Origin of the sequence: Taibaiella soli, from assembly GCF_003236175.1 — a bacterium.
Classification (GTDB): domain Bacteria; phylum Bacteroidota; class Bacteroidia; order Chitinophagales; family Chitinophagaceae; genus QKTW01.
In genome coordinates this window covers 104780-122211 of sequence record NZ_QKTW01000011.1, presented here as the reverse complement: position 1 = coordinate 122211, position 17432 = coordinate 104780, and the positions used below count along the sequence as shown (strand labels likewise).

Genomic DNA, 17432 nt, shown 5'->3' with positions numbered 1-17432 from the left:
TGACCTCAAAGGTCATTCACATGCAATGCGGAAACAATGGACAAAATGGATGTAGAACTGGACTAATTGCCGTTTTTGCGGAACTCACCCGCAGTCATGCCCGTGTTTGTTTTATAAAACCGGTTAAAATAAGCGGGGTCATCGAAGCCAAGAAAAGTGGCGATTTCTTTTACAGAATGATCAGTATTTGCCAACAGCCGTTTGGCCTCTAGCATGATACGCTGTTTAATATAGTTGGTCACATTTTCACCCGTTGCATCCTTACACAGTTCATTCAGTCGCTTCTCCGTTATGTGTAATTGTGCTGCATACCACGCCGGTTGTCGTTGCGTCCGGTATTCCTTTTCTATTAGTTCCCTGAATGTGTTAAATGCTGTGCCTTGTTTTTGTACTCTGTCGGGATAAATAGAATCGAATACATGCAGGCATTTCAGCAGGGTTGCATTCAGGCAGGAACGGAGAAATTCTCGGTAAAGTTCCCGGCTTTTTTCTTTTTCGTTAGCGATGATACTCAGGAGCGGCACAAATTCGTCGAACTCTTCCTGCGTCACATCCATTACCGGATATGGGCTATTATTTAAGAATGGAAAAGAAAATAGTGAGCCGGAATTACCCGCGACAGGATGAAAGAAATCACGGGAGAACAATACGATAGAGCCGTGCGCATTCCTGTTACGTTGCAATCTATGTACTTGTCCCGGCGATACAAAATGAATGGCGTGGTCGGCAATCGGATACTCCGTGAAATCGATGAAATGTGTGCCGCCGCCTTCTTTAAAGAAAAAAATCTCGTAGTAGTTATGCCGGTGCGGTTCCGAAAAATCATAGTGAGACGATGCCCCCAGCGATATAAACCGGAATGGAACACTTCCCTCATTGTCCTTCGTAAAATCGTGAATCGGAATCAGCATTGGTAGTTGGGCAAATGGTTAGTTGGTTAAATCAGGCAATGTGTCAAATGTGAACGAATATGATGAATGTATCCTTCCCTTAACCAACAAGGTACGTTTTTTATGCGCTTTGCATCTTTGCTCCTTTGCGTGCAACATACTCGTTTGTCATTCTGAGCGGAGTCGAAGAATTGTGTCGACTGCCTTTACATCTTTTGTCCTTTAAGTGTTCGTGTGAAACTTTTCAGTTGATAATTGACAGTGGACAGTTACTCATGCTATTGTAGAAAACACCTTCGCGCCTTTGTGTTCGCCGTGAGAAAAATTAGCACCTTTGCATCTTTCCTTCTTTACATGAAACATACTCGTTTGTCATTCTGAGCGGAGTCGAAGAATTGCGTCGACTGCCTTTACATCTTTTGTCCTTTAAGTGTTCGCGTGAAACTTTTCAGTTGATAATTGACAGTGGACAGTTAATCATACTATTGTAGAAAACACCTTGGTGCCTTTGTGCCCGCCGTGAGAAAAATTAGCACCTTTGCATCTTTCCTTCTTTACATGAAACATACTCGTTTGTCATTCTGAGCGGAGTCGAAGAATTGCGTCGACTGCCTTTACATCTTTTGTCCTTTAAGTGTTCGCGTGAAACTTTTCAGTTGATAATTGACAGTGGACAGTTAATCATACTATTGTAGAAAACATCTTGGTGCCTTTGTGCCCGCCGTGAGAAAAATTAGCACCTTTGCTGCTTCCCTTCTTTACATGACACATACTCGTTTGTCATTCTGAGCGGAGTCGAAGAATTGCGTCGACTGCCTTTACATCTTTTGTTCTTTAAGTGTTCGCGTGAAACTTTTCAGTTGATAATTGACAGTGGACAGTTACTCATGCTATTGTAGAAAACACCTTCGCGCCTTTGTGTCCGCCGTGAGAAAAATTAGACTTTTCGCGTGAAATTTCCAGAACAATGAACGACACATTCACCCACATTAACACATTCCACACATTCATTAAAGAACCGAAACCGTCAGTTTAATAATATCGTCAAACACAGCCCTGTCCTTCGTCGACTTTGCAGTTACCTGCATACCCTTCACCGCGTTAAAAACAAATCTTGCCAGCGCCCGTCCATCCTTGCTTTTAAGCTCACCGTTATCAATACCTTTTTGAATCACTTCGAAAAAGATATCCTCCATCTGCTGATCATTCCGGCAAACCAGCTTATTCACCTCCTTATCATGCGGCGCCACTTCCACCTCTGCATTCACCATAAAACAACCTTTCTGTTGTTTATCGCAGATCATATCACTCACCGCAAATTCCAGCAGCTTTTGAACTATCTTCTTCGCTGAACCTTTACCAGCAGCAATTTCCAGCACATTCGTATTGCCGATACTCTGGTAACGTTCCAATGCTTTCAGAAACAGCGTATGCTTATCCGTATAAGTATCGTACAGGCTGGACCGGCTGATACCCAATGCATCCACCAGGTCTTGCATTGAAGTACCATTATATCCCTTATGCCAGAAAAGCTGAATCGCTTTTGCCAGCACCTCATTCTCGTCAAAATCTTTACTTCTTGCCATAATATAAAATAGCCTTGCCGGGGCAAAGCTATTCATTTTAAATTATTCACAGAATCAGCGCCCCTGTCTCATCTGCCGTTTACACACACTTTCATTCCTTGCTTAAGATCGATTGTCGGCTAACACCCCGGCCTAATGAAACTCGGCGTTAAGAAATGAAATGCAGACAGCGTAAAGCAATTATGATGGTAGTAAGAATTGTTATGCCGAGGCATAGATTCGTCTGGAATTGCGCTAATGTCTAATAGTAAGCTTTAATAATTGTAGCTGTATGCCTTTTCATTTTAGCCTAGTTTCGTTAAGCCTTGAACTTTTGGTTACTTTTGTTTCAAGACAAAAGTGACAGAAATTATCTGATACCACCACTCGCAACTAAAATCTCGCCAGTGAGCCAGCGCGCATCTTCCGACGCCAGGAACAGCGCTACATCCGCCACATCATCCGGCTGACCGATACGGCCGAGTGGGGCAGTACGCACTGCTTCCGCATGAAAATCACCACCGATAAGTCCTGCAGCATGTGCACCTTCCGTTTCCACCATGCCCGGATTGATCGAATTCACACGAATTTTGCGAGCACCCAATTCTTTCGACAATACCTGTGTGATCGAATTCACCGCACCTTTAGTAGCTGTGTACACCGAGCTGTAAACAGGCGTAATATCCGTTACCGCAGAGCCAATATTGATGATACTGCCACCGTTCTCATTGAAGTTTTCTACGGCACCACGGGTAGCCAGCAATAAGCCAAGCACATTCGTATCAAACTGATTGTGGAAATCCTCCGCGTTGATTTCTTCAATAGCGCCGAATTTATAAACACCGGCGTTGTTCACCAGAATATCCACAGCGCCGAAGGCTTTCTTCGTTTCAGCATACAAACGATCGATATCCGCTTTGTTCGATACATTGCCCTGCACCGCAATCGCCTTGCCGCCGTTGGCAGTGATTTCTTCCACCACTTTATCAGCGCCTTCTTTAGAGGATGAATAATTCACCACTACACTAGCACCCGCTGCTGCCAGACGTTTAGCGATACCAGCACCAATACCTTTTGATGCGCCTGTTATTACTGCTACTTTATTGTCTAATTTTTTCATTGTTGAAACGATTAAATTTTGTTTTTGGAATAATCGTTCCGCAAATGTAGGCTGGGTTTTGGAATGATCGTTCTTGAATTGTTGATAGTGGAATAGGGGAAGTTTATGGGGTGTGTCGAAACATTTGGGTAGCAAGGAACGCGGACGGTTTACAGTTTTTAGCTATTGTCTTTTTACAGGAGTATTTATATATTGTTGGTAACACTTAAACCTTAAAAAAGAATATGAAGTTCGTATGTCTAATTGTGGGTGCATTGATTACCTGCGCCCAAAGCTTCGCTTTCGCTCCTTCCTGGTACAAATATTACAATCACATCAACAATGCGGAACAACTTATTTGCAAAGGAGATTATGGTGCGGCCTGTAAACAATATAAAATGGCTTGTGCGATTAATGATACCAGCATCGCCAACATTAATTTGTACAATGCGTTTCACACAGGGATGATGTCTGGTGACACTACGTTTGCTAAAAATCAATTGCATGGTTTATTGCAGCGTGGTCTTCACGAAAAATTCATCAGCAATCATATTCTGAAATACTATAGTGTTCCGCAGCAGCAATGCATCCGGGCCTGGGTTGATCTGTATAAGGGCGACACAATTGTTCCTTCGGCGATGGCCTTATATGTACAAGGACTTGTTGATCAGGATCAGGGTGTGCGGTCCTATTCGAGCGACTTAAATGATGGGAGTGTTAATACAGATACCGTACGGAAAGTAGATGCGAAGGTGCAAAAAGAACTGTTTGATACTTTGCAAAAGCATACGCTTGGCATTAATGCTATCGGAAACGGACAGAGCGGTCCTTTTAATGGATTGGCTTATAATATCATTATACTGCACAATATTCAGATGGCGGAAAGCGGGGAGAATGATTTTCTGTTTTGGAGCGTTGTCAATAAAGGTCTGGAACAGTTTTCCATAACGCCGAATGAGGCGTTAATGTTTGCCCTGGCTGGGCCAAAAGTAGTTACGCAAAAATATATGGGGTCAAAAGAGCCGTTGATGTTTGAATGTCTTGGTTACAATGACTCATTGTTTATTCCCAAAATCGACAAAAGCAAAATCGCAAAAATCAATACGATCAGGCAGCAGTATGGCTTATGCACGATTGAAGATGAGATCACAAAGATCAACTACGCCAATAAAATGGGTGACAAAAACAGATTTTATATCGACGGAGCAAAACAGGTTATGGATACAGAGCAAAAGGAGCAGTTAGATAAGTGGTTGAAAAAGGCGGTGTATCCATGGTCGTACGCTGAATAATTAAATCGAAATGCAAAACCGACACATCTAATGTCGGTTTCTTTATGTCAAGTAGGTTTGAACGGTTGCATATTGTGAATGGTCTTTTGTTTCGATATATGAACTAATTATATTTCTAACATTCTCGCCAAACTCTTCGTCATATCTATAACCTTAATGAAAAACTACTGCGTATGAAAAAACTCATCATTGCATTTTTATTGGCAGCTACCCACACAGCCTTTGCACAACAGCCGATCTTTACAACCGTTACCGGTGGCGATTTGTATTCACTCGATCTGGCCAATTGTTCCCGGCAGTTTATTGGTGCTACGGGAATTGGATTCGGCGATATTGCATTATCTACAGACGGACAACTATGGGGCATTGCGGGCGGTGAACTTTTTCATATTAATACCACAACTGCAAATGCAACATCTATCGGTTTTACAGGACTCGATGCGGTATCACTGGTCGGACTAAACGATACAACTTTATTGGCGGAGGCGGGTCAAAAGCTATACCGCGTTAGTACCAACACGGCGTTTGCGCAATATATTGATACCATCGGTTATGCGGCGGCGGGCGATCTGACCTGGTATGATGACGATTTGTACATGGTCACTTCTGGCGGACAAGTTGTGAAAATAGTACTGAACAGTACGATCACGGCGATAACGAGTGTAATCGCGCTCGGCTCTTCGATTCCAACCTGCGAAGGTGCCGTCACAGCACAGTTTGCGAACGACTATAATTCAATCATTGGTTTTAATGGAAAAAATGCCATTAAGATTTGCCAGATCGACGGCAGTTATCAGATGCTTTGTCCCGATCTTAATATCGATGGCGTTCCGGGCGCTGCGTCCATGAGACTGGTGACACAATCCCCGAAACCCGTTACCTGCGCTAAACCAACCGCAGTTGAAACGGTTCACATCGATGATCTGTTTTCGATCTTTCCTAATCCTGCAAAAAACGAGCTCAACATTGCTATGAGCAACGAGAGCAAATTTGAGTTCAACATTTATAATACGCTCGGACAATTGGTGCATTCCGGACTTACTACCGGTAAAAAGACCGTAGTAGATCTCACCCGTCTGGCAAATGGTTTGTATAGTATCGAGCTACGCATCAATAATCAACTCAAACGCGAACGTTTTGTAGTAGCGCGATAGCATTTTATTTTGTTGAAATAGTAAAGGCTTTTCGTCATCCGAAAAGCCTTTACTATTTTTGATGAAGCAAATAGTGGGATCTTTGGCAGATCATTGGACCTTCCGGGGTTCGGGAAATTTCCATCGTCCATCCAATATTTCGGGACGGGGACGATACAATCGTACCCAGTAGTTCCAGCCGGGCGTAATGGGCAGGCAATTGCCGGACTTGGCGCCGCAACCGCCGAATCGAATGGTAACAGAACCGTCCGCATTCTTTTTCGCCGTCATATTGTTGAGTGAATAACTGTTCAAATTATTTTTCTCAAAATAACCATCCTTGTTATAAACGCTTACCGACCAAAAGCCATCGACAGGCACATTTTTAACAGTCAATTCGTAAGCGGTTTTACCGTCATTTTGCGCAGGCGTGACGGGAAGATACATGGCATCTTTTTCGGCATTACCGCCCCAACCGGTCGCCGTTCCTATGAGATGACGCGTAGGATCAACTTCTGCCTTGGTCCCGAACATACCGCGTGTATCCGGCAATGTTTTACTTACTTCAACCAAAGAATCATGGATTCGTTTTCTGCTTAGTTCGTCCCATTGCGGAATGACAAAAGAACCTTTATTGGCCTGGCTGATCTTAACGGCGTTTTGAAGGTCTTTCACTCGTTGCAAATCCTTTGGATCATTGGGATCAATAAATGTGCGAATACCCAGCATCAAATAGCGGGTGCCTATCTTTTCTTTTGTATAGGTAAAAGTGCCGGGCGCATATACCGTTTCGGCGTATTGGTCTTCATCTATCGACATCATGGACATAAAGCGCTTTCCGGGATCGGGTAGTACGATGGTTACCGGACCCGCGTCCAGATCAAATACCCCGGAAGAATATAGCACGTCCCGGTTGGCGCGAATAACGATTTGGTGGTCGATTGACATCAGTTCACTACGATGGAAAAATTGTCCTGTGCCGCCAGCTTCTTTAACGGATGTAGTGAAGTACATATCGGTTTCCGCACGCACGAAATTGCTCGCCGTCACCTCTGTGGTTCGTTGCGATGAATCTCCGCCGCTAGCATGTTCCTCGGTTGGCTTATGCTGTTGGCCGCAAGCGCACACGCCGAACCAAATCGCGAAACCGGCGCCGGCTATAAAGGGAATGGATTTGCTTTTCATGTGTAACTAGATAAATATGGAGAATAAGTAATTAAGTTACTAATTATTGTAATATAAAAAGCAAGTAAAGTGTCGTCAGCGACCGCGGCAAATTTGAGTTCAATATTTATAACACGCTCGGGCGTTTTTTTAGTGGAGCGGTAGTGTTTGATTGAGTGGAAATAGGAAAGGCTTTTCGGAGGACGAAAAAATCCGATTGGAGGCAACAAAATGCTTACAACTACAGGGACAATTATCAGCGTAGTAACAGAATTTTTTTTCATTGGGTTAAAGATTCGATGGATAAGATTTGTGGGATGGTTATGTTTATTTGAAAGCTTTAGTTAAGAGGTGCTTGTTTTGAGTTGCATAAGGGTATGGTTTTAAGTGTTGAAAATGGGGTGTGGAATTATTTAAATTATGGTCAAAAACAAAGTGATTAATAAGAAAGAAAGCTGTCAGATGGGGAAGTGATGAGGATGATTTTCTATTGAGAAAAGAAGTCGAAGGCGGTCGTTCGCAAACGAAATCAGCCGTACTGATAATGAAAGTGGTAAACAGCAAAATGGGTGCAGTCCCAACTATTTATAGCGTGCTTATTTTCGGTGGTTTAATTATTGTATCAAATACTTTAATTAAAGGTAAAAGCTATGAAAAACACTATTGCAAGTTTAAATCGTAAATGGAGAGGATGCTCCTTGTTTGTCGTGTCCCTGTTTGTCACGATATACTCTTATGCACAAGAGTCCCCTGATGTAAAAGTAAACGGGCAGGATGTCGGATCGTGGTTCAGCAGGTATTGGATTTGGGTTGCAGGTACGGTGCTGCTGCTTGTGCTGATTATCCTGTTCAGCAGAGGATCAAATCGGACTAAACGGACCGACTCAACAATTACCAGAGATGATTTCGGAAATATCAGCAGTACCAGTACAACGACAGAAATAAAAGATGAATAAGGCTTTCTGTTTCTGAAATTATACGGGAATGAAATGCTAAATGAATGGACGTTTTCTAATCTGAATACTCTTTAAGTAGCAGGACTAGACAGACAATACGAAAAGAAAAGCCTTCCGATTTCGGGAGGCTTTTCTTTTTGGTATCACAGACGAGAATCGAATGCTCGCTTTGATCATAATCCACGTTGTAATATCATTTAACGCTGCTAGCAGACGGTGTTTTATTTATTTAATTTCCAGTCCGGTCTTTCGAAATGACAGGTATATCCGTGTGGATGTTTTTGCAAATAATCCTGATGTTCTGATTCAGCGCTCCAGAATTCTTTTGCAGGTACTACTTCGGTCACAATTTGGCCAGGCCATTTTCCCGATGCTTCTATTTCCGAAATTATCTCTTTGGCTGTTTTTTGCTGATCGTCGTTCAGATAAAATATTGCGGATCTGTAGGAGGTTCCTCTATCATTACCCTGACGGTTCTTCGTTGTAGGATCGTGTATCTGGAAGAAATATTCTAAGAGCTTTCGGTAAGATGTTACAGATGGGTCGAAGTCAATTTTGATTGCCTCCGCGTGGGTGCCATGATGGGCATAGGTTGCATGGGCAACATCGCCACCTGTGTAGCCAACCTCAGTATCTATAACACCTGGCTGTTCCCTGATAAGTTCTTCTACTCCCCAAAAACATCCGCCTGCAAGTATTGCTTGTTCCATAATTAAGTTGATTCTTTTTAAAGTTAAACAAGTTCTCTTTTGATACCTGTGGCAAATGTTGGATTTTCTTCCACAACCCTGACATATATACGCGATTGGGAGTACTGTTCAATGAAGTACAACTTTTTGCAGCTAGAAGACTTACCTTATCTATCAGGAATTCAGGTGGGACAATCAATATTTTACTTACTATACACAATACACACTTCAGGCGACATGCCATTTTTTGCAAAAAAAGGTAGGAATTACTTCAACAAAAAAGCCGATCATCTCTGATCGGCTTTTCTTTTTTGTAGTGTGCCCCAGACGGGGAAAATTTAATTGCGTGTGATGCAGTATAGTCGGTGCTCTTAGCTTATTTGTGTTTTGCAAAGTAACAATAGAGTAACAAAAAGCGCAATACTGTTGACTTTTGAGGGGAGGTTAACTCTCATCAGGTTCGACATCTTTGTTTAGAATTCTGTTTTTCTGTTTTTCAAATTCTTCATCGGTGATGGCTCCTGCAACTTTTAATTCATGCCATTTTTTTAGCTCATCAGCATCGTCTTTTGTTACGTCACCTACTTTTTTATTTTTTTGACTTTCAAGTTGGGCGTAAGAACTCGCTATTTGTCTGTCCAATTCTAAATTATTCTGCCAGTTTTGATAGTCGCTTTTTACCCTTCTACGCATTGCTGAGTAAACTAATAACATGATCAGCGATAATAGTGAAAGCGGGACAATAACAATGTACATAAATTTTTATTGGGTTATTAACTGGTAATTGTTTGTGTTTTTCAAGGCGTATTTAGGCATAAATTCCTTTAATTCCCTATGAGTGAAGTGTACGAGGCTTCGACATTTTTGAGTTCAAATTTTACGTCTTTTTGAGGGGGTGAGGTGCTTGGTAAAGTAGGCAGAGCTCTATTCAATTTTGCTATATGAATTTTCGTCATAACTTAGCTTAAACCCCCGTTTTAGTCGTGCTATAATAAACTATGAGCCTTCTAGAAGTTGTGTTGAATTTGTTGCTTCAGATAGAATCATAAAGCAATTATTGAATGATTTATCAATTTTGGATTGCGGTAAGTTTCCCAAATTTATCAAAGTATAGATATGTCTTCATGTTATATACCCATTGCTCTTGCGTGACGTTTGCTGTGATTGTGCTATTTACATTAATTGGCTTACCCCAAGCTGCAATACACATTTCCTTAGTCATTCCAATTATTACTTTTCCATTGGCTATTGCTGTACCATAATTATATCCATATTTCGTAATCAAGTCTTCTTGTCTCTTTTTTTTGCGTTCGGCATTCGCTATCGATTTTTTACGTGCGTCTTCGGTTTGCTTGGCATTTGCAATTTTTTGTAGTTTTTCTTGTTTGGCACTTGCTTCTGCTTTTCGTTGCTCTTCTGCTTTTTCTGCTTCCTGTTTGAGTTTTTGTTCCTCGATGTTTTTCAACTGTTGCTCTTTACTAATAAAATATTTGGTCAGATTCGCAAATTCTATCACAATTTCGTTGCCCCGATCACTGACTAAGACTGCAGTTAATTTTTGATACGGGTCATCTGTATAGTCTCCATACGCCATTTTTATACATTTCCACATACTTCCTGCTTGCATGTCAACACTATCCCCAGTATTATTATCAAAGAACATATTTGAGCTACTGCTGGTAGAAACGAAATCTTTACCAACATATTTTAATTTGAGTTTTTCATAGTGTCCTTGCATTAGTAATGGGCGTGGAATATCGGGATATGAGATGTTGCCAATCCAGTAAAAACACCAATAGAGTTTACTTCCAGTTGTTTCATCCACCAACTCAAATACAAGGCGTGATATTTCGTTTTCGTCGTATGAACTATTTAAGATGACAAAATCAGTTATTCTTAATTTCTTTCCGTCATAATCGTTGTAATTGCTTCTTGTGCCATTTAAATCAGCTCGACTAAAAAAAGCTTGATTTGGATCGAAATTAAAGTTGTAATATTTAGTATATTTTTTTGATCTCGGTATCACAGTAAGTTCCTGCCCAATAAGCTCCCGGAGTTTGCTGAATTCGTTTTTAGTGAGGTCGCCATGAATATGATAGTCTCTATTTAGACTATCATAGGGAGGTATTGCAAGTTTTGCAGCGGGCTTTGTTTTTATTTCAACTTGTTCAATTTGGGCGGAACTTTTTATACTAAATGCAAGGGTAATTATTAATAGTGTGTTTCTCATGTTTTCAATGTGTCTTCGTTTTTTACAAAATAGTATAGCAGACATTCTGCTTGCTGCTCATCGTGTTACTGGATTCCATTGAGGGGTTGATGTATAAATGTTAGTTAATCATGAGGTTTCATTATACTAAGATCATTTGCGATTGCTTGTTCGTCATAAATGGAAAGATTGCCACCTCTTACGTGGGCATAATATCTTCTACCTGCATTCAACGCTTTGGATTTATCTCCAGATTCTAATGCCTCCAGATATTCCGTATGCAACAAGTTTTTCCTGCTCTCTAGATATCCGAAATAGCGATACACCAGATAAAATGCTAAAACCACGAGTAGCATGAAACCTCCATAGACTAAAAAATCCATTGTTGTAATTTTTGGATATGATAAAAAAAAATAGCGTAGCTGACAATCCTTCGCTATCCTTGGGTTACGACGCCCATCTTACACAAAAGACGCAACTACGCCATGCGGCGTATCGCGTTAATGTGTAAGTGCTAATTCTAAGGTCGTAATTCAGGATAGCATCAACCGATAAAAACTTTATAAATAACGGATTACTCCTCTTTTATGACATTATTATTTTTGTTTAGTCAGTGCAAATTACAATATCTACCTTATATCCTACGAGCTAAATACTTAGGCATTTTCTGCAATGTACTCGGGTGGACTCGAAATTTTTTCGGAGGAAGGTGTTTCGTGCTAATTTGATCAGTGTATTCGTGCATCGTAATTTTATTACGTTTCCTATTCAAAAAACAGTTGATGGACATTTGAAATTTTAATTTTCACGTCCTAAGGAGTTTTCCAAAGCTTGACGTTACCGCCTGCCCGAAATCTCAATTAACTACATTTATTCCATATTAGAATCTATGGCGGTTATGATCAAAAAAATGAAATGCTTATTGCATTTTAATTCTTTTTAACGCTTTTATATTAAAATAAAAACACTATCTTCATCCGAGAGTTATTTCAAAATATCATTTAATCATTAATTATTTATTTATGGAAAACAATCCAACATCAAAGTTTACTTTTGAAATCAATCGTAACATGCTTACAGAGGAACATATTAACTCAATTCACGAGCGATTGTTGAAACGCTTAGCGTCTCAAGCTCATTTAACTCCAGATTCAGAAAAAGATTTAGCTGCACCTTTTTCTAGGAGTGCATTTTCCCGTAGTTCCCCAGATAAGATCTAATAATTAGAGTAAATTTTTTCACCTCCTATTCATTGAAGATTCGATGTTGGCGTCGTGTGTATTAAAGATCGCAAGTCGTTGCAATATGAAGTGTACATATTGTTATATGTATGAATTAGCTGATCAAACTTGGATGAACCAGCCTAAGATTATGTCTCAGGCTGTTATTGCGGGATTTTTAGAACGGCTAGATGAATACTTTAATAATTACATCGGCAACAATTTTCTGGTAGTAATCCATGGTGGGGAACCTCTATTGGCAGGAGTTCCTATTATGGAACAATTATTTTCATCCATTACTAAAATTGGCCATAAAAGAGGGGTTTCGGTAGGGTTTACCGTCCAAACCAATTCTTTATTGCTCAATGAAGAATGGATAAATCTTTTTAGGAAGTACAATTGCATTGTCGGAATAAGCCTTGATGGCCCATCTTATGTGAACGACAAGAGGCGTAAATTGCATAACGGCAATGCTACAGCGCATATTGTAGAGCGTAAGATCAAGCTATTGCAGCAGGAAGCGGAGGATATATTTTCTGGATGTCTCGCGGTGATTGATCCAACCGTTCAAGGTGCTAAGATTGTAGATTATTTTCATGATCTAGGTGTAAAAAAGCTAGATTTTTTACTTCCTGACCAAAATTATGTTATTCAATCTCCCCATTATCCTAGTGCAACGGACAATATCTCTGTCTATACAGAATTTCTCGCAAATGCATATATACGTTGGAGGGAAATTGATGACCCTGATTATGACATCAGATTCTTTCGCGAACTTGTTATGGCTGTATTCGGAAAAAGCCCTTCTTTAGATTCACTTGGAACAAACGATGCTAACATCTTTGTAATTGAAACAGATGGCGGGATGGAGCCGTTAGACACTTTTAAATGTTGCGGTGAAGATTTTACAAAATTAGGATTAAATGTTCTCGACAACTCTATAACAGAGTTTGAAGAAAACCAGTCTGTAAAAAGCTTAGTTCAAAAATCAATGAATATCCCATTGAATTGTAGTCAATGTAGATATTTAGGAATGTGTGGAGGGGGGTATATGCCTCATAGATTTAATGGTATTGATTTTCGATCCCCATCGGTATACTGTGATGCACTGTTTAATATATGTGCGACAATTGAGGCCGATATTAAGAAAGCTATTCTTACCTCTTAGCTTACTAATAAGTAAATCTAATGTATCATGAATGCATATTTAGAGTTTGCAAAATCTCTGGAATGGAAGAATGATGTATCCCTTTTTATCTGTGAGGAATATCAATCTTTTTTATTGGGTAAGATAAATGCAGTAATCTCCAGTCAAGATGAGATTTCTGAGGAATTAAAGTCTTTGTTAGATCAGATGGATGAAACAGAATTTCATTCTTTTATAAGAATTCCATTTGTTGCAAAACTTTTTTACGGCAATCTTAAAAATGAGGAAAATACCAAATTACGGTTATTGGAATATGCGTTCTCTTATTTGTCCTGGCTAAACAAGCTTCCTTCAAAATATGATTTTAAAAACATTCCAGCAGACGGCTTAAGACGTGCAAATAATTCTATGCCTTTGGAGCAAAGAGTAAATTACCCTTTACCGCTTTCTGCAAAGTCTAGCATAAAAATTCCGGGAATGAATAGGGGAGGCAATGATTTATGCATGCTTTCATTTAATACCTTAGAAACTGAGCTCTCGAAAATAACCTCGATATGCCAAAGAATATCGGAACTTTCCGAAAAGACATGGGAATTGGTTGCAATTGGTACAGAATGTCTTGTTTTAAGAACGGAAATGACCGAACATGATCGATTTAGTTCAGCCTCATTCAGGGGCTTAGCAGGTCTAAATTTGATTATTAACAGTCATGCTACCTCAGTAGAAGTAATAATGGATGCTATAATTCATGAAGCAATTCACAGCGTTCTTTATCAGCTGGAGCCAACGCACGGTGCCTTTTTCATTGACGATACAACATCTGCTGCGTTGGTTCAATCTCCTTGGACAAGCAATACTATTAATACGGATAATTTGGCTCAAGCATGTTTTGTTTGGTATGGACTTTTTAATTTTTGGTCAAAAGTGATAATTGATTCAGACGATGTTAATGAAATTTCATTCGGAAAATATAATGTAAACAAGATAAGTAATGGCTTTAGAAAATTATCATTAATGCCATTCAATAATCATCTTAATACCGATATGAAAAAAGCTATTTTATATATGGTTAGTATGTTTTATGGGAAGTAAAAAGACTTATTGTAGAGATATATTTTATTGTTTCGAGTAATAGTTTTCTGACGTCTAAAATCGGATGCACCGTTCTGTCAGAGGCAGCAGCTTAATTCGTTTGCCGCTTTTAATCGCTTTCGACCCGTTCCATTTGGTTTGTTGCCATTTTTGGGTTGTTTTTTAGAATATCTAGAGATGCTTATTTGATTGAGTCTCTATCAAGTAATCTGCGATGTCAAGTCCTTTTTGTCGCTCTATTTCCGTGGCGTTTTGTTCTAATAAAGTGCTTACAATAAAGTTTGTAACGCATGATAATTCTCTCGCTTTTTCAGTCCATTTGTCAAAGCAATTGACGTCGGGAAATAATGTTACATTTCTATTGCGTAGAACCTCGCATTTTTCAAATGATAGGTTGGCTAGACCGCCAGCGGCCATCCAAGTGTATTCCGGTATATAGGCACTTGCAATAATGGCCGTTTTTTCGCTTTCAACTATCGCCACGGGTTTGAGTGGTTCGCATTTCAGAAGGTGTTCGCCAAAAAAGCATTGTTTTAAGTTGAATGCTGGCATTTTTAGGACGCTATGCACCCAATTGATGTGATTGCCTCCTTCTTTAACTCTCTTACCTGTTTGAGGGTGATAAAGCATAATCTTGCCCGTCCTAATTCTTTTGGAAATATCTATTTGCCAAAATACGGTGGCCCCATGCCAATGCTTTGATGAGCCTATGTAATATCGTTCTATTAAATCAGTCGCAGTGATTTTTCCAAAATGCGTGATTAAAAATTGTACAAAGTTGTTTTCGTCATGGTGCCGGAGTGTGCCAGAAAAAATATCATTACTAATAAACGAAGGAGGAATCGGCGACGCTTGACGCTTCAAAGTGTGTTTGTGGTGCGGCTTAATATTTTCCTTAGCGAAGCCATCTTTGTATGGATTGTTATGGTATCCGCAGTTTATTTCTCTGTCGCACTTCCCATATTGTTCCGGCAAATAATTGTCGTTTGTACTGTCGATGTAGCGAACAAATGATTTTTGTTTTCCGCAACTTGGGCATTGGAATTTTTTATGTTGTTTCCGGTTGTCTAGCTTGTATGTGTATGCCATAAAAGAGTTTTTTAGTTTTCACTTTTTCACTTTTTCATTTGCCTCTCTACTTGGGCGGAGCGAAAGTGAAAAAGTGAAAAAGTGAAAACTATTTATGAGTATTTTTTTTAACTATGCAATTGCATTTTCCCAATAAAGAAGCCTGTTGAACCCCCATTAAGTCTTGTTTTTTCAAATTCTTTGTTTTCTAATCTCGTGGAGAATTTGTTTTTGCTAACAGGCTTATATCCGTCGTCGGTGCAAAATTTTTTGTAGTCGTTATACAATTCTGCCAGGGTGATTTTATTGGTGGATGAGCCGTAGCCACGATCGTCAATAAACAATGCAACGCTGTCCGATTGCCTCTTGAACTCTTCGAGTTCTTTTTTTGATTTTTCACAATTGGTGAATTTTTGTTGCTCCAGTATTCTTTTTAAGCCTATCAATAACCAATTAAATACGCCAGCCAACTCATTGTCAATGATCTTATCTGCAAGTGAAATATCTCGTTCACTTTCTGGAATTTTAACGTCGAACCTGACGATAAGATATCTTCTGAAATAAGCCTCTGTGTGTTCCGTTTCTTTAGGTAGTTCATTAGTGTTGATAATGAATCTGACTTTGTTGTACAGAGTAAAGCTTTTTCCATAAGTTTCCCGTGCCTGCAAAGGCTCGCCACTGATTAAAGCTTTGAACGTGTCGCTATTTAATTCTGTGCCTTTTTCACTGCTGTAATTGATTAAGACATTCGTTAACTTGGCTCTATTGTATTCGTGGGAGAATAAACCCATGGAATACGTCAGAACATTGTTTCGTCCTAGTAATGCGCAAAGGATATTGAAAAACACACTTTTCCCATTTGAGCCACTACCGATCAAAAGAAGCAGTTTTTCCAGCTGAAGTGTAGTGAAAATGTATCCTGAAAATTCTTGTACTATATCTCTGCTTTCTTTGTCAGGTAAGACTTTTATTAGATAGTCATCATATAGAGAACATCTGGCATTTTCGTCATACGCAAAGGGTAATTGGTAGGTTAAGAAATCTTTCGGATTGAACTCGCGCAATTTTCCTCCATATTTTGTAAATTCGAACGTACCATTCTTTAAGTTGACAAGAATATTATCCTGTTTTGGGGGAGGCGGTGGCAAATGAGCATCAGTTAAGAATTGTTTCAGAAGCTTATCTTTAAATTCAAAATGTCGAGCTTCATATTCTGGGCAGCCCATTTTTATAGCGACCTTTCCTAAAAAGGATTTCATTTCATCTTTGTCAAGTTGCTGCCAGTACGCGCCATTATAGACATAAGTATAATCGTAAACTTTCGATAAATTCCAACGCCATTTTGATGCCACTTCTAATAATCGTTTTATAATTGCAACGATAATATGCTTCTGTTTTAGGTCTTCACCTTCTGGCATCTCCAGATATTCACAGAAACTTATTGGCTCAATCTGGTCGAGTAATCTATCTAAAACGTCGGCATGATTAATTGGCTTGGTCGAACCTCTTTGAATACAGTCTTTCGCTTCTTTGCGAAAGTCATCCAAATTAAATTTAGGGTTCAATGATTCATGATTTGAATGCTCCATTGTTAACCTCTTTTGTTAGTTACCACATAATTTGTCGCTTGTGCGTCAATGCTGCTTGATGTTTTTACTTCATTTCGTAACATCCACGCATCCAACTCTTCTCTTTTGAAATAAAGCATCTTGCCCGCAGGCTTGTAATGTGGTATCAGTCCTGCGCTAGTAAGTTTGTACATATAGGATTGCGATAGCCGACAATATTCCGCAGCTTCCGTAAGCGTTAGGACGGTCTTTACGCCAGATAGCAGGCTTTCAATGTTGGCAAGCCTTTGTTCAATAGATTGTAATGTGTCCATTTTTTTGAACCATTTAAATGTGAGTA

At 39.7% G+C, this 17432-nt stretch carries 17 protein-coding genes; 6 read left to right on the top strand and 11 right to left on the bottom strand.

Annotation, left to right across the window (positions count from 1 at the left end; translation table 11 throughout):
- Positions 1-62: 62 nt before the first annotated feature.
- The 3 genes from DN068_RS07610 to DN068_RS07600 all read right to left on the bottom strand — a co-directional run bounded on the left by DN068_RS07610 (position 63) and on the right by DN068_RS07600 (position 3575).
- Positions 63-911 (bottom strand): AraC family transcriptional regulator, encoded by an 849-nt coding sequence (locus tag DN068_RS07610; RefSeq protein ID WP_110998306.1) that lies wholly within the window; start codon positions 909-911, stop codon positions 63-65.
- Between the two features lie 989 nt (positions 912-1900).
- Positions 1901-2476, bottom strand: a complete 576-nt coding sequence (locus DN068_RS07605) for a TetR/AcrR family transcriptional regulator (protein ID WP_110998305.1) — start codon at positions 2474-2476, stop codon at positions 1901-1903.
- A gap of 349 nt (positions 2477-2825) precedes the next feature.
- Positions 2826-3575 (bottom strand): SDR family NAD(P)-dependent oxidoreductase, encoded by a 750-nt coding sequence (locus DN068_RS07600; protein WP_110998304.1) that lies wholly within the window; start codon positions 3573-3575, stop codon positions 2826-2828.
- A 224-nt stretch (positions 3576-3799) separates the two neighbouring features.
- Between DN068_RS07600 and DN068_RS07595 the strand changes: the two genes are divergently transcribed.
- Positions 3800-4846 carry a hypothetical protein gene (locus DN068_RS07595; protein ID WP_110998303.1) on the top strand — a complete coding sequence of 349 codons (1047 nt, stop codon included), beginning with the start codon at positions 3800-3802 and terminating at the stop codon, positions 4844-4846.
- 173 nt (positions 4847-5019) lie between these two features.
- Positions 5020-6000, top strand: a complete 981-nt coding sequence (locus DN068_RS07590; protein WP_110998302.1) for a T9SS type A sorting domain-containing protein — start codon at positions 5020-5022, stop codon at positions 5998-6000.
- A gap of 90 nt (positions 6001-6090) precedes the next feature.
- On the opposite strand, the gene DN068_RS07585 is transcribed toward DN068_RS07590, so the two are convergent.
- Positions 6091-7164 carry a DUF1214 domain-containing protein gene (locus tag DN068_RS07585; protein WP_110998301.1) on the bottom strand — a complete coding sequence of 358 codons (1074 nt, stop codon included), beginning with the start codon at positions 7162-7164 and terminating at the stop codon, positions 6091-6093.
- A 629-nt stretch (positions 7165-7793) separates the two neighbouring features.
- Between DN068_RS07585 and DN068_RS07570 the strand changes: the two genes are divergently transcribed.
- Positions 7794-8099: a hypothetical protein gene (locus tag DN068_RS07570; protein WP_123985279.1), complete on the top strand. Its 306-nt coding sequence runs from the start codon at positions 7794-7796 to the stop codon at positions 8097-8099.
- 221 nt (positions 8100-8320) lie between these two features.
- Here DN068_RS07570 and msrA read toward each other — a convergent pair whose 3' ends face one another.
- The 4 genes from msrA to DN068_RS07550 form a co-directional block, all read right to left on the bottom strand.
- Positions 8321-8809 (bottom strand): peptide-methionine (S)-S-oxide reductase MsrA, encoded by a 489-nt coding sequence (msrA, locus tag DN068_RS07565; protein ID WP_110998297.1) that lies wholly within the window; start codon positions 8807-8809, stop codon positions 8321-8323.
- A gap of 423 nt (positions 8810-9232) precedes the next feature.
- Positions 9233-9544 carry an SHOCT domain-containing protein gene (locus tag DN068_RS07560; RefSeq protein ID WP_110998296.1) on the bottom strand — a complete coding sequence of 104 codons (312 nt, stop codon included), beginning with the start codon at positions 9542-9544 and terminating at the stop codon, positions 9233-9235.
- Positions 9545-9857: 313 nt separating this feature from the next.
- Positions 9858-11018 carry a cell envelope integrity protein TolA gene (locus DN068_RS07555; RefSeq protein ID WP_110998295.1) on the bottom strand — a complete coding sequence of 387 codons (1161 nt, stop codon included), beginning with the start codon at positions 11016-11018 and terminating at the stop codon, positions 9858-9860.
- Between the two features lie 104 nt (positions 11019-11122).
- Positions 11123-11380: a hypothetical protein gene (locus DN068_RS07550; protein ID WP_110998294.1), complete on the bottom strand. Its 258-nt coding sequence runs from the start codon at positions 11378-11380 to the stop codon at positions 11123-11125.
- A gap of 639 nt (positions 11381-12019) precedes the next feature.
- On the opposite strand from DN068_RS07550, the gene DN068_RS21955 reads away from it, so the two are divergent.
- Genes DN068_RS21955 through DN068_RS07540 form a run of 3 tightly spaced genes read left to right on the top strand, consistent with a single transcriptional unit; the run spans position 12020 to position 14456 of the window.
- Complete coding sequence (locus DN068_RS21955; protein WP_123985278.1) at positions 12020-12217, top strand: hypothetical protein; 198 nt, start codon at positions 12020-12022, stop codon at positions 12215-12217.
- A gap of 43 nt (positions 12218-12260) precedes the next feature.
- Complete coding sequence (locus DN068_RS07545) at positions 12261-13385, top strand: radical SAM protein (RefSeq protein ID WP_110998293.1); 1125 nt, start codon at positions 12261-12263, stop codon at positions 13383-13385.
- A gap of 27 nt (positions 13386-13412) precedes the next feature.
- Positions 13413-14456 carry a hypothetical protein gene (locus DN068_RS07540; RefSeq protein WP_110998292.1) on the top strand — a complete coding sequence of 348 codons (1044 nt, stop codon included), beginning with the start codon at positions 13413-13415 and terminating at the stop codon, positions 14454-14456.
- A gap of 171 nt (positions 14457-14627) precedes the next feature.
- Here DN068_RS07540 and DN068_RS07535 read toward each other — a convergent pair whose 3' ends face one another.
- The 3 genes from DN068_RS07535 to DN068_RS07525 form a co-directional block, all read right to left on the bottom strand.
- On the bottom strand, positions 14628-15545 hold the full coding sequence (locus DN068_RS07535; RefSeq protein WP_123985277.1) for a DUF6371 domain-containing protein: 918 nt from the start codon (positions 15543-15545) through the stop codon (positions 14628-14630).
- Between the two features lie 107 nt (positions 15546-15652).
- Positions 15653-17113 carry a DNA primase family protein gene (locus DN068_RS07530; protein WP_110998290.1) on the bottom strand — a complete coding sequence of 487 codons (1461 nt, stop codon included), beginning with the start codon at positions 17111-17113 and terminating at the stop codon, positions 15653-15655.
- Between the two features lie 2 nt (positions 17114-17115).
- A complete protein-coding gene (locus DN068_RS07525; RefSeq protein WP_110998364.1) occupies positions 17116-17406 on the bottom strand; it encodes a helix-turn-helix domain-containing protein in 291 nt (96 codons plus the stop codon).
- Positions 17407-17432 lie beyond the last annotated feature (26 nt).

What these genes read in the sequence shown, in the direction of transcription:
- DN068_RS07610 (WP_110998306.1), bottom strand. Translation starts at nt 911, where the DNA reads ATGCTGATTCCGATTCACGATTTTACGAAGGACAATGAGGGAAGTGTT.
- DN068_RS07540 (WP_110998292.1), top strand. Translation starts at nt 13,413, where the DNA reads ATGAATGCATATTTAGAGTTTGCAAAATCTCTGGAATGGAAGAATGAT.
- DN068_RS21955 (WP_123985278.1), top strand. Translation starts at nt 12,020, where the DNA reads ATGGAAAACAATCCAACATCAAAGTTTACTTTTGAAATCAATCGTAAC.
- DN068_RS07545 (WP_110998293.1), top strand. Translation starts at nt 12,261, where the DNA reads ATGTTGGCGTCGTGTGTATTAAAGATCGCAAGTCGTTGCAATATGAAG.
- DN068_RS07605 (WP_110998305.1), bottom strand. Translation starts at nt 2,476, where the DNA reads ATGGCAAGAAGTAAAGATTTTGACGAGAATGAGGTGCTGGCAAAAGCG.
- DN068_RS07560 (WP_110998296.1), bottom strand. Translation starts at nt 9,544, where the DNA reads ATGTACATTGTTATTGTCCCGCTTTCACTATTATCGCTGATCATGTTA.
- DN068_RS07585 (WP_110998301.1), bottom strand. Translation starts at nt 7,164, where the DNA reads ATGAAAAGCAAATCCATTCCCTTTATAGCCGGCGCCGGTTTCGCGATT.
- DN068_RS07595 (WP_110998303.1), top strand. Translation starts at nt 3,800, where the DNA reads ATGAAGTTCGTATGTCTAATTGTGGGTGCATTGATTACCTGCGCCCAA.
- DN068_RS07550 (WP_110998294.1), bottom strand. Translation starts at nt 11,380, where the DNA reads ATGGATTTTTTAGTCTATGGAGGTTTCATGCTACTCGTGGTTTTAGCA.
- DN068_RS07600 (WP_110998304.1), bottom strand. Translation starts at nt 3,575, where the DNA reads ATGAAAAAATTAGACAATAAAGTAGCAGTAATAACAGGCGCATCAAAA.
- DN068_RS07555 (WP_110998295.1), bottom strand. Translation starts at nt 11,018, where the DNA reads ATGAGAAACACACTATTAATAATTACCCTTGCATTTAGTATAAAAAGT.
- DN068_RS07525 (WP_110998364.1), bottom strand. Translation starts at nt 17,406, where the DNA reads ATGGACACATTACAATCTATTGAACAAAGGCTTGCCAACATTGAAAGC.
- DN068_RS07570 (WP_123985279.1), top strand. Translation starts at nt 7,794, where the DNA reads ATGAAAAACACTATTGCAAGTTTAAATCGTAAATGGAGAGGATGCTCC.
- msrA (WP_110998297.1), bottom strand. Translation starts at nt 8,809, where the DNA reads ATGGAACAAGCAATACTTGCAGGCGGATGTTTTTGGGGAGTAGAAGAA.
- DN068_RS07590 (WP_110998302.1), top strand. Translation starts at nt 5,020, where the DNA reads ATGAAAAAACTCATCATTGCATTTTTATTGGCAGCTACCCACACAGCC.
- DN068_RS07530 (WP_110998290.1), bottom strand. Translation starts at nt 17,113, where the DNA reads ATGGAGCATTCAAATCATGAATCATTGAACCCTAAATTTAATTTGGAT.
- DN068_RS07535 (WP_123985277.1), bottom strand. Translation starts at nt 15,545, where the DNA reads ATGGCATACACATACAAGCTAGACAACCGGAAACAACATAAAAAATTC.